A 12,163-nucleotide genomic window follows, 5' to 3' on the forward strand; every position below is an offset into this window, starting at 1 on the left:
GCGTTTCGGAGTGTGTGCAATTCGTATTGGTCTGATATCGTTTATATTTATTTTTTAATAGTTTTAAAAACTTAATTCTAGTAATCCATCCACCTTTTCCCTTATGATAAAAATGTTAGCATGCATAACATGAGAGGATGAGGTAGCATATGAAAGACTGGATCAAGAGGAGGAAATTAAGCAGATTCATTATTTCATCTTTGACGGTGAGCCTGATCGCCCTGCCATTTAATGGGATTATGGCAGCGGCTGACCCGGGCACCGCGGCCTTAAAGCTGAGAATCATGGAAACGACGGACATTCATACGAATATTCTCTCTTACGATTATTACAAGGATGCCCCCTCAGACACGGTAGGCTTGGCCAAAACGGCCCAATTGGTCAAAACCGCCCGCCAGGAAGCAAAAAATACATTTTTGGTCGATAACGGCGATCTGATTCAAGGAACCCCGCTCGGTACTTACAAGGCGCTTGTAGCTCCACTGAAAACAGGCGAAGTCCATACCGTTTACAAAGCAATGAACCTTATGGGGTATGATGCCGCCACACTGGGCAATCATGAATTCAACTATGGACTCGATTATTTGGATGAAGCCGTGAAGGGCGCCAACTTTCCTTATGTTAACGCGAACGTGTATATGGACGACAAAGACGGCAATCCGGACAATGACGTCAATCGTTTTGATCCCTATGAGATTATTACCAAAACATTGGTAGACGAATCCGGACAGGAGCAAACTCTGAAAATCGGCGTGATCGGCTTTGTTCCTCCGCAAATTATCCAATGGGACAAATCATGGCTCGAAGGCCATGTTGCGGCTCGGGACATTGTCGCGACGGCCGAGAAATTCATCCCGAAGATGCGCGCTGAAGGAGCCGATCTTATTATCGCCTTGGCGCACACGGGTTTCAACGGATCCGCCAAAGCATATGGGGATGCGGAGGATGCCGTGCTGCCCTTGAGCAAAGTGGCGGGTATCGATGCCATTACGTTCTCCCATACCCACAAGGTTTTTCCCGCGGTGGACGATAAATCGCTCGACCCGCTATTCAAGGACACGGATGGCAGCGTGTTACCGGGCGTTGACAACGCCAAAGGAATGATCAACGGAGTGCCTGCGGTGCAAGCGGGATACGGCGGGAACAACCTCGGCATCATCGATTTGACGCTGGAAAGGCAGGCCGGCAAGTGGAAGGTGGCCGCTTCCCAATCGTCCACAAAAGCGATTTACGATACCGCGGCCCAAAAGCCGCTGGTTGAAGCAGAGCCTGCTATCGTTGAAGCGGTGAAGGCCGACCATGAAGCGACAATTCAATATGCGAACAGCCCGATCGGGACGACGACCGCGCCGATCCACAGCTTCTTCTCTCTGGTGCAGGACGACCCTTCCATCCAAATCGTAACGAATGCGCAAAAGTGGTACGTCGAGAATTATGTGCAGAAAAACCTGCCCCAGTATAAAAACACGCCGATCCTGTCCGTTGGCGCACCTTTTAAAGCGGGACGCAACGGTCCGGACGAGTTTACAGAAATTAAAGCCGGCCCTCTCGCGATCAAGAGCGCAGGCGACCTTTACCTGTATGACAACACGTTAAAAGTGATTTTGGTGAAAGGCTCAGCTGTCAAGGAATGGCTCGAAATGTCCGCGGGCAAATTCAATCAGATCGATCCGGACAAGAAAGAAGAGCAGCCGCTGCTCAACCCATCATTCCCGGTCTATAACTTCGACGTCATCGACGGAGTGACGTACCAGATCGACGTAACGAAGCCGGCCAAATATAAACCGGACGGCACGATCAACGACGCCAATTCCAGCCGGATCGTCCAATTAAACTATAACGGCCAACCAATCGACCCGAATCAGGATTTCCTCGTCGCAACTAACAACTACCGTGCGGGAGGAGGCGGCAGCTTCCCGGGCGTGAAAGGAAGCAGATACGTCATCGACTCGCCCGATGAGAACCGTCAAATTTTGATGGATTATATTTTATCGCAGAAATCGATTGATCCCTCGATCGATAACAACTGGTCGATTGCACCGATTTCCGGAGAAGTGAACGTAACGATTACGTCTTCCCCGAAAGCGGCCGAGTACGTGAAATCGACGCCAAACATCCGTTATTTGAACAGGATGGATGACAAAGGCTTCGGCCTCTTTTCCCTGGATGTAAGCAAAACGTTCAAGGACGTACCCTCGTCGCACTGGGCGTATTCCGCGATTAACGAGCTTGCCTCCAAACAAATCGTCTCGGGCACAAGCAACACGGAATTCGATCCGAATGCCAAGGTAACCCGGGCGCAGTTTGCATCCATGCTGGTTAAAGCGTTGAAATTGACCGCCAAAAGTAAAACGAAATTCAAGGATGTCCTTGCATCAGCCTGGTATGCCGGCGCGGTGGCGGCCGCCTCGGAGAACGGTCTTGTCAGCGGCATTACCAAAGACCGGTTCGCGCCGGATCAAACCATTACCCGCGAGCAAATGGCCATTATGATCAGCAGGGCATTGAATCTGAAGGCAGGGAAGACCCTTAAAGCGGAAAGCGAAGCGAAATTCACGGACGCTTCGGCCATCAGTGCCGGGGCAAGCGCAAGCGTCGACATAACCGTCGAACGCGGCGTGATGAGCGGCAGCAGCGGCAAGTTTAACCCCACAGCGGCGGCCACGCGTGCCGAAGCGGCCAAAGTGATCAGCCTTCTGACCAGCAACGTCTCCGTCCAACTGCTCGGCATAAACGATTTCCATGGCCAGTTGGATTATAGCAAGACAGTGAAGGATGCCGGGGGGAACGTTACCGCCACGCTCGGCGGAGCCGATTACCTGGCCGCCTATCTGAAGCAGCGCGAAGCGGCTAACCCGAACACCCTGCTCGTGCATGCTGGCGACGCGGTAGGCGCAAGCGCTCCGGTTTCCGCTTTGCTGCAGGACGAACCGACCATCGATTTCCTGAATCGACTGGGTTTCGATGCCGGTACGGTGGGCAACCACGAATTCGACAGGGGCGCAGAGGAAGCGCTGCGTTTGATCAACGGGGGCAAAAATCCGGTATCCGGCAAAGATTTTACCGGGGCGGACTTCCCTTACGTGGCGGCCAACGTCGTGGATAAAGATGGCAAACCGCTCCTTGATGCCTATGTCATCAAAAAAGTCGGAGGGGTCAAAATCGGTTTTATCGGCGTCGTAACGAACATCACGCCTACGATTGTCAAAGCATCCAGCATCGAAGGCTTGAGCTTCATCGAGCAGGCTCCGGCGGTCAATAAGGCCGTTGCGGAATTAAAGGCTAAAGGCATTGAAGCGATTGTCATTCTGGCCCATGATCCCTTTGAGGGCAGCGCCGACGCGCCGACCGGTGAAGTCGTCGATTTGGCCAACAATGTGGACGACGAAGTGGACGTCATCTTCGCAGGCCACAACCATGGCGGGTTGAACAAAGTGATTGACGGCAAGCTGGTCATCGAGGCTTACTCTTACGGCACAGCCTTCTCCGACATCGATCTGGAGATCGACCGCGCCACGCATGATATCGTGCTGGCCAAAGGCGAGGTTGTTGATGTCAAACGAGAGGGCATCGAACCGGATGCCGAAATCGCGAAAATGATCAAAAACTACCAGGAATTGAACGCGCCGGTCATGAATGCGCCGGTCGGTAAAACGGACGCAGCCATCACCCGCACCGCGGCAGCATCCGGCGAATCCGCGCTCGGCAACTTGATTGCGGACGGCATGCGCGAGGCGATGAAGACGGATTTCGCGTTTATGAACTCCGGCGGTATCCGCAGCGACATGCCGGAAGGTTCTGTCACGTACGGCAGCATGTTCAGCATCCAGCCTTTCGGCAACGTGCTTGTGAAAATGACGCTGTCCGGAAGCCAGATGAAAGAACTGCTGAATCAGCAGTGGGGCGAGACCGGAACAAAGATCGGCCAAGTATCCGGGTTCACGTACTCTTATGATGACAGCAAGCCGGACGGCCAGAAGATTATCGAGCTCAAAAAAGCGGACGGTACCCCGCTTGAGGACGCGGCTTTCTATACAATCGTCGTGAACGACTTTATGGCAACCGGGGGCGACAGCTATACGCTGCTCGTCAAAGGGACGAACCGCGAGGCGGGTCCTGTCGACCTGGATGCGACGATCACATACGTGAAAACGAAATTCCCGGGCGGGCCGATTACCGCCAAAACCGAAAATCGCATTACCAAAGTGAATTGATTTATCTGAACTGGGCGCTTTGACACATGAACAAACCCCTCCAAGCAGACCGCGACTCGCAAGAGCGCTCTCTGGAGGGGTTTGTCTTGTAACGGGAGCGAAGATTGCTTCTATTCGCCCATTCACCCTTATCCACGCGCCGGCCTTTGACGCCAATATCCATGTTTTTAACAGATAATATAATGATCTGCTTTTAAATGGAAGTGCTTTCAAGAAGTTAACAAAGTGGTATAGATGTTAATACCTTTTTCTGTCCGCCATTTACGAAATCGCTTACAATTTGATTGTTATCATTAATTTCGTTATAGGAGGAACCACGATGAGAAAGCTGCGCAAATCTCTTGCTCTTTTACTGGTTACCGTGCTGATCGGCATTTTGGCCGCTTGCACGGGCGGCAATAACGACTCTCCAAACAACAACGGCTCTTCCGGCAGCGGGGGAAGTACGGGCAACGCGGATACGGATCCGGCCAAGAGCGGTGCACCGATAAAAGACGGGAAGTTCGATCCGCCCGTAACCATTACGGTGGTGCGGGGCATCGGTGCCGAGGTGAAGTTCAAAGACGGCGAGTCGATGGAGAACAACGTTCACACTAAATGGGCGAAAGAGAAGCTCGGCATCGAGCTGAAGTATCTGTGGACTGTAGTGGATACGAACGATGCGTTCAAGACAAAGCTCCGTCTGGCGCTGTCCGCCAACCAGGAGTTCCCGGATATATTGCCGCTGCGGACTACAGCAGACGTGGTCGACGACCTCATAGATTCCGGCCGCTTCCAGGATGCGGGCGAGCTGTTTGACAAGTATGCCTCCCAGACCTGGAAGGACGCTATGAACGAGGATCCTACTGTATGGTACCCGTATATGCGCGACGGCAAGCGGGTGGGCCTTCCGATCCTGGACTATGCATACAACGGCGACCCAGTGCTCTGGATCCGTGAGGACTGGATGAAAAAGCTGAATCTGCAGGCACCGAAGACAATTGAGGACCTTGAACAGATCCTGGAAGCTTTCACAAACAATGATCCGGACGGCAATGGCAAGAAGGATACATTCGGCCTGACGATCGGCTTCAAGAATTGGTTGAATACATGGATGGGCGATGCGGGCTGGGTTTTCGGCGCTTACGGCACAATGCCGAACCAGTGGAACTCCGATGGTCAGGGCGGCATCTCATACGGCTCGATCAATCCTGCCATGAAGGACGGTCTGACGAAATTAAGCGACTGGATGAAGAAGGGCTACATCCCCAAGGAAGCCGGACTATGGGACGAAACGAAGTCGACCGAAGCATTCACCTCCGGCAAAGCAGGTATCGTAGCAGGTCCGCACTGGATGCCTTCGTGGCCGCTTGAAGATGTGAAGAAGAATGTAAAAGGTGCGGAATATAAGGCGTATGCGATCCCGGCCGGACCGGATGGCAAAGCCGGGCGCCACGGTACGCCAAACAACAACGGCGTGGTGTTGATCAACAAGGATATGAAGAATCCGGAAGTGTTCTTCACATACCAGAACTATCTGTTCGACAACTACGCCAATCCCAAAGAAGGCAGCGAGTTCGAATACGGCTTGTCGAAGGGCTATGACTGGGATGAGAAAGACGGCAAGAAAGTGGTTTTGAAGGAAGGGGAAAACGGCTTCGCAACCAATAAATATACGCTTACGTTCGACGGTGCGCGGATTCCTTCGCTCTCCATGAATGCGCTGGCGAAGATCGCCTCGGGCGAAGAACCTTCAACGACGTTCGAGAAGCTGCAAAAGGAAATGGCGCCGGAAGCTGTCCTCGAGGCAGCCAAGATCGTCGTCGACCAAAAGGATATCGCCATGAAAAATATGTTTACGGGTTCCGCGACGCCTACGATGAAGGATAAACGCGAATTCCTGGAGAAGCTTGAGAAGGAAATCTTCAGCAAGATCGTCTACGGGGAGCTTGGAATTGATGCGTTCGATAAGTTCGTTGAGGATTACAACAAGAACGGCGGCGACAAAATATACACCGAAGCCAACGAGTGGTATAAAGCCGTAGGTGGCAAGTAATAAGCAAATGCGGCGGACAGCAAGCCCGGTCATTCCAATGGCCGGGTCTTTATGGTACCAAAGGCTGCAATTGCGGTATATGTGAAATTCATAAACCCGGGAGGCGAAGCGAAATGAGCAGCAGAGAAAATTGCCCGCTTGCAGGCGACCAGGAATTTACAATCGGCCCCGCAGGCGGGCGGAAATTATTCCCCGTCGCGAACAGCGGCCGCAAGCTTTGGGAGATGGCGCCTTATCTTGTTATGGATGTGTATCACGAGCAGGTTGAAGTGCTTGGGCTTGGGCTTGAATTTTATAAACACATAGACGGGGAGCCGTCGCTGCAATCTTTCACGGGCGTGCTGCCGGGTGTGCTGACGCGCATTGCATTCCCGCTGGACGCGCTCGATTCGCAAGCCGTGTTCCTGCCGCGGACGCCGGGCAAGCTGAAGACGCTTGTCTCGGGTGAAGGCTTGAAGCGCTCTGAGGTCGCAGCGTATGCAATCGGCACGCTCTCTTCCGCCAAGGGATGGAGGTTTAACGTGTCGAACGTCCATCTATCTATGGCGGAGCCCGATTATACGCTGCAGCCAATCAGCCTTGTGGACGAATTGGGACAGTATACGCGCAAGAGCTGGCCGGGAAAAACCGCGGATTCGGTTGAGCTCGCCACTTATCTGCAGAGCGAACGGGAAAGCAGTTCAGCCAGCATAGCTGCAGAGAGAAGCCGGTTCGGCGGCTGGAAGGGCAAGATGTTCGCGGCGTCCGGTTATTTCCGGACGGAGCATGACGGCAGAAGGTGGTGGCTGGTCGATCCGGACGGCTCCGCATTCTACAGTCTCGGCATGGACTGCGTCAATCCCGGCGAGTCCATGAAGGTCAACGGCATGGAGCCGCTGCTTAGCCGGCTGCCTCCGCAGGACGGTGATTATGCGGAGGCATGGAGTGTGACCAACGGGCGAGGGGATCTGATGAACGGCCGCTATTTCAACTATGCCGTCGCCAATTTGATCCGCTCCTTCGGACGCACATGGTACGAGGATTGGGCGCTTATCACCCGCAACCGGCTGCTGGGATGGGGCTTTAATACGGTGGGCAATTGGTCCGATCCGGCGTTCATCCGGGGGGCGGCGATGCCGTATGTGCTGCCGCTGGAACATTTTCCGATGACGCAGCGGTCGATCTTTCGCGACTTTCCGGATGTATTCAGCGAGGAGTTCCGCGCTGGGGCTGAGCAGTTTGCAGAGCAGCTGAAAGCATACGCGGACGATCCGTATCTGATCGGATATTTCCTGCGTAACGAACCGCTCTGGGCATTCGCAGGCGATGTTAATCTGGCGGCAAAGCTGCTGGAACTGGATGCCGCCTTCGAAAGCAAGCGGGAGATGATCCGGTTCCTGTCGGAACGTTATGAAGGTGAGATCAGCCGGCTCAATGAGGCATGGGGAACGGCACTCATGTCGTTCGACGGGCTGCTGCAGCCGTTCGAAGCTGATTCAGTCATTGCATCGGCAGGCGCAGCGGAGGATCTCGATCTGTTTACGGAGCTCATGATCGAAGTGTATAATGCCATTCCGTCCATGGCATGCCGCCAAGTGGATCCGAACCATTTGAATCTGGGCATGCGCTACGCATGGATTTCATCCCCGAAGCTGTTCAAGGGAAGCCATCATTTCGACGTGTTTTCGATAAACGGCTACAAAATGAAGCCCGATGCAGACGAAATTCACGAGATCGCAGCATTTACCGGGCTGCCTGTCATGATTGGTGAATTTCACTTCGGAGCGCCTGACGCCGGCCTGCTGGCAACAGGTCTTCGCGGCGTATCGACGCAAGAGGAGCGCGGCAAGGCATACAGCCATTATGTGGAGCATGCGGCCGCGTTGACGGATCTCGTCGGGGTACATTATTTTATCCTCAATGACCAGGCTTTGCTGGGCCGCTTCGATGGAGAGAACTTCCAGATTGGCGCCGTCGATGTCTGCCATCGGCCTTATCAGCCGTTTACCGACCGGGTCGCCGCAACCCATGGACGCATTTACGGGATTGCGGACGGGCGGCTGGTGCCGACCCGCGAAGAAGCCGAGGAGATTCCAAGGATCGGATTTTAAGGCTTTACACAACAAAAACCGCTTGCCTGCATGCAGCAGACCGGCGGTTTCCATCGCCATTCTATTCCTTGACCGCACCGAGCACGATCCCTTTGACGAAGTACCGCTGCAGGAACGGATACACCAGCAGGATCGGCAGTGCGCCGATGAAAATCTGCGCCGCTTTGACGGTACGCTGGGCAATATTCTCAAGATCCTCAGGCCGGACGTTGACCTTGCTGAGGTCCTGCTGGACGATGATCGTCTGCAAGAACGTCGCGAGCGGGTATTTGTCATACTCCGTTATATAAAGCATACCGTCAAACCAGGAGTTCCAGTGGCCCACCATGTTGAACAGCGAGAGCGTCGCGATCGCAGGCAGCGAAATCGGCAGATATACGCTGACGAGCGTCCGTAGATGGCTGGCCCCGTCGATGAGCGCCGCTTCTTCCAGTTCCTTGGGAACGGTACGGAAGAAGTTCAACATCAGGATCAGCAGCCACACATTGACCGCGGTCGGCAGAACGAGCGCCCACATCGTGTTCATCATATGAAGCTTCTGGATGAGAATATAGGATGGCACCATTCCGCCGCTGAACAGCATGGTGAAAACGAAAAACCAGGCATAGACGGATCGGCCGCGGAAGAACGAATCCTCCTTCGAGAGCGGATAGGCGGTCAGGAAGATGACCAGCATGCTGATTCCGGTACCGAGCGCCGTCCGCTCGACTGCCAGCCAGAGTGCGCGAAGGAAGTTATCGTTGACGAGTGTCTTCTCATAGGCATCGAACGTGAACTGGATGGGCCACAAGCCGACGAGGTTGGCGCTTGCCGGCGCCTTGCCGCTTAAGGAAACGGCCAGAATATGAATGAGCGGCATGATGCAGAGCAGACTGACGACAAGCAGAAGAGCATAGTTGAAGCCGGAGAAAATCCGGTAAGAAACGGACTGGCGGCGCATATGACGACCTCCTTTCTATACATGCAAACAGGTAATTCAGAAAATCCGGTAATTCGCGAATTTGTAAGCCAGCCGGTAAGCGAAGATGATCAGAACCATGCCGATGACCGATTTGAACAGGCCGACGGCTGTGCCGAAGCTCATTTCTCCGTTCAGGATGGCCATCCGGTAGACGAAAGTATCAATAATATCGCCTTTGCTGTAGACAAGGGCGTTATACAGATTGAAAATTTGATCAAATCCCGCATTCAGAATATTGCCCAGTGACAGCGTTCCGAGCACAATGGTAATCGGAATCAGCGCAGGAATCGTGATATATACCGTCTGCTTCCAGCGTCCGGCGCCGTCCACTTCGGCGGCTTCGTAGAGCGAAGGATTGATGCCGGCGAGCGAAGCCAGGAAAACGATTGTGCCATATCCGAATTCTTTCCAGACATCGCTGACGACGACGGTGAAGCGGAACCAGTCGCCGTTGCCGAGGAAGAACACCGGATCGATGCCGAAAACGCCGAGTGCCCGGTTGACAAGACCGCCTTCAGGGGACAGCATGTCAAGCAGGATGCCGCCGAGGATAACCCAGGACAAGAAGTGAGGCAGGTAGACCAGGGTCTGTACGGAGCGCTTGAAGCCCATCGCGCGTACCTCGTTCAGCAGCAGGGCGAAGATCAAGGGTGTAATGAGCTGGAAGACGATCTTGAGTGACGCGATGATGAGCGTGTTCATAATGACCTGCACGCTGTCGGGACGCTGGAACATATAGCGGAAATGCTCCATGCCAACCCATTCGGACTTGAAGAAGCCGAGCCACGGCTTAAAGTCCTGAAACGCCATCACGATGCCGCCCATCGGGAGGTACGCGAAGATAAGGGTGAAGATCACGCCGGGCACCATCATGAAATGCAGCGGCCATGTCCGTTTGAAGTTCCACCTGTTCCTGACCTTGGCAGCTTTTCTCGCCGCTGGCGCTTTAATCGGTTGCGGGTTGCCTGTGCTTGCTTGCATGGGAGGTCGCTCCTTTAGAGGGATGAATGGCCGCAGTGAAGCGGTCTATGCCGATTACTTCCATTGTAATAAGATAGCGCTTTCATAATCCAGAACAACCTGTGAAGAATGATGTTACTTTGTTAACCGATTGCAGGGAATGGAGAGACCGTGATGGGAAACGTGCGTTTGACCGTCTATAAGAAATTGATGCTGCTCATATTGCTGCTGCTGACCCCGATCGTGGTGCTCTACACGTATGCCAACCAGAAGACGGTAGGTGTGGTGAAAGCGGAGATTTACCAGTCAAACAAGAACCAACTGATCTTCTTCGCCAGTCAGATGGATAAGAAGATCGAAGAGATCGCTACATATTCCATTATGTTGATCCGGGATCGTTCATTAAACGATTACCGCTATGTCGATCTTTATCCCAACTATACGGATGTCATCCGGGTCAAAAATACGGTTCTTGACCGGATCAGCCTCCAACAGGCCATGAGCGGATGGATCAACCGGATTTCGGTGTACGCGCCCCAGATCAAGGATGTCATATCGACGGACAATACGGTGAGCTATGAATCCGGATACCTGGAACGAAATGTCGGACGGGGCTGGAAATACGAGAAAGAGCGGCAGGAGTTTGTCTGGTACGCAGCTGAGCCGCAGGGGGGCTCGGACAATCCGCTGAAAGCCAAGCTGATTATCGAGACCCGGTTCCCGGCGCAGCGGATCATGGATATGCTCGGTGCTTATGAAACGGACGGCGAGCGGCACCCGTTCCTTTACCGTCACGGCGGAGACGTGATCAGGTTCGGCACATACAAGGACGATACGCTCGTCGAGCTTAGCCGGATGCTGGATTCAGACCATACGCAGCCAGCGTTTAACCGGTTAAAGAAGGTCAAGGGTGAGCAGTATGTAGTGAATGTGGTTGCGCTGGACAGCGTGGGCTGGTATCTGGTCGATTATGTGCCGCTCGAGAAAATTTTGTCGCCCATCACGAAGAGCCGGAATTCCTTCTACATCGTCCTGACACTGCTGCTTCTGCTCGGGCTTGGGGCAGCGCTCATGCTGTACCGCAATGTCCAAGTGCCGGTCAGGCAGCTGCTTCTCAACATGCAGCGGCTCCGGATCGGCGACTTTTCTGCGCGGATCACGCACAGGCCGCGGAGTGAATTTGGCATCCTGTACGAGCGCTTCAACGCGATGGCGCGGCAGATCCAGGAGCTGATCGAGAAGGTCTATACCGAGAAGCTGCGTTCCCGCGAAGCGACGCTCAAACAGCTCCAGGCGCAGATTAATCCGCATTTTCTATATAATTGCCTTTACTATATCAAGAATATGACGCGGCTCGGCGAGGGAGTGGCAGTGGAAACAATGGCGCTTAATCTCGGCGAATACTATCGCTATATGACCCGGCACGAGAAGCAGACGCCGCGTCTGGAGGAAGAAATAAGCCTTCTTCGGAACTACCTCGAAATCCAGAATCTGCGCATGAAGCGGATCCGTTACGAAATCGACGTGCCGGATTCGATGTTTCCGATCGTGATACCAAGGCTGCTGCTGCAGCCGCTCGTCGAGAACGCCATCGTTCACGGCATCGAGCCCAAGGTAGGTGAGGGCCGGATCCGGATCGCAGGGCGAGAGTCAGAGGCGTACTACGAAGTTCAGGTGGAGGATAATGGCGTTGGCCTTCCGGCAAAGGAGCTGGAGCTGCTGCGAAGAAAAATCAGCCAGCCTCTTGATGAAGAGATGGGCTGCGGCATGTGGAACGTGAACCAGCGGCTCGTCTACCAATATGGCCAGGAGGCCGCACTATCGATCAGGCCATCCGCAGATGGCGGACTTACGGTAAGCTTTCGCTGGCCGAAGATGGACGCAAGAATAGCATGATTTTACC

6 protein-coding genes are annotated in these 12,163 nt (G+C 53.9%); 4 read left to right on the top strand and 2 right to left on the bottom strand.

What is annotated here, in order from left to right; all coding sequences use genetic code 11:
* The first annotated feature begins 149 nt into the window (after positions 1–149).
* The 3 genes from AC0YOA_RS08175 (at position 150) to AC0YOA_RS08185 (ending at position 8,339) form a co-directional block, all read left to right on the top strand.
* Positions 150–4,214: a bifunctional 2',3'-cyclic-nucleotide 2'-phosphodiesterase/3'-nucleotidase gene (locus AC0YOA_RS08175; protein WP_475786181.1), complete on the top strand. Its 4,065-nt coding sequence runs from the start codon at positions 150–152 to the stop codon at positions 4,212–4,214.
* Between the two features lie 319 nt (positions 4,215–4,533).
* A complete protein-coding gene (locus tag AC0YOA_RS08180) occupies positions 4,534–6,249 on the top strand; it encodes an extracellular solute-binding protein (protein WP_475786182.1) in 1,716 nt (571 codons plus the stop codon).
* Positions 6,250–6,362: 113 nt separating this feature from the next.
* Complete coding sequence (locus AC0YOA_RS08185) at positions 6,363–8,339, top strand: beta-galactosidase (protein WP_475786183.1); 1,977 nt, start codon at positions 6,363–6,365, stop codon at positions 8,337–8,339.
* Between the two features lie 61 nt (positions 8,340–8,400).
* Here the strand turns inward: AC0YOA_RS08185 and AC0YOA_RS08190 are convergent, their stop codons facing one another.
* Both AC0YOA_RS08190 and AC0YOA_RS08195 read right to left on the bottom strand, forming a co-directional pair.
* Entirely contained in the window at positions 8,401–9,279 is an 879-nt protein-coding gene (locus AC0YOA_RS08190) for a carbohydrate ABC transporter permease (RefSeq protein ID WP_210037869.1), read from the bottom strand.
* Between the two features lie 36 nt (positions 9,280–9,315).
* Positions 9,316–10,173, bottom strand: coding sequence for an ABC transporter permease (locus AC0YOA_RS08195; RefSeq protein WP_379114116.1), 858 nt, complete (start codon positions 10,171–10,173; stop codon positions 9,316–9,318).
* Positions 10,174–10,434: 261 nt separating this feature from the next.
* Between AC0YOA_RS08195 and AC0YOA_RS08200 the strand changes: the two genes are divergently transcribed.
* Positions 10,435–12,156 carry a sensor histidine kinase gene (locus AC0YOA_RS08200; RefSeq protein WP_475786184.1) on the top strand — a complete coding sequence of 574 codons (1,722 nt, stop codon included), beginning with the start codon at positions 10,435–10,437 and terminating at the stop codon, positions 12,154–12,156.
* Positions 12,157–12,163 lie beyond the last annotated feature (7 nt).

Source organism: Paenibacillus sp. JT22N12, assembly GCF_056269365.1.

Excerpts from the sequence above, each read along its gene's own strand:
- AC0YOA_RS08175 (WP_475786181.1), top strand. The coding sequence starts at position 150 with ATGAAAGACTGGATCAAGAGGAGGAAATTAAGCAGATTCATTATTTCA.
- AC0YOA_RS08180 (WP_475786182.1), top strand. The coding sequence starts at position 4,534 with ATGAGAAAGCTGCGCAAATCTCTTGCTCTTTTACTGGTTACCGTGCTG.
- AC0YOA_RS08185 (WP_475786183.1), top strand. The coding sequence starts at position 6,363 with ATGAGCAGCAGAGAAAATTGCCCGCTTGCAGGCGACCAGGAATTTACA.
- AC0YOA_RS08190 (WP_210037869.1), bottom strand. The coding sequence starts at position 9,279 with ATGCGCCGCCAGTCCGTTTCTTACCGGATTTTCTCCGGCTTCAACTAT.
- AC0YOA_RS08195 (WP_379114116.1), bottom strand. The coding sequence starts at position 10,173 with ATGATGGTGCCCGGCGTGATCTTCACCCTTATCTTCGCGTACCTCCCG.
- AC0YOA_RS08200 (WP_475786184.1), top strand. The coding sequence starts at position 10,435 with ATGGGAAACGTGCGTTTGACCGTCTATAAGAAATTGATGCTGCTCATA.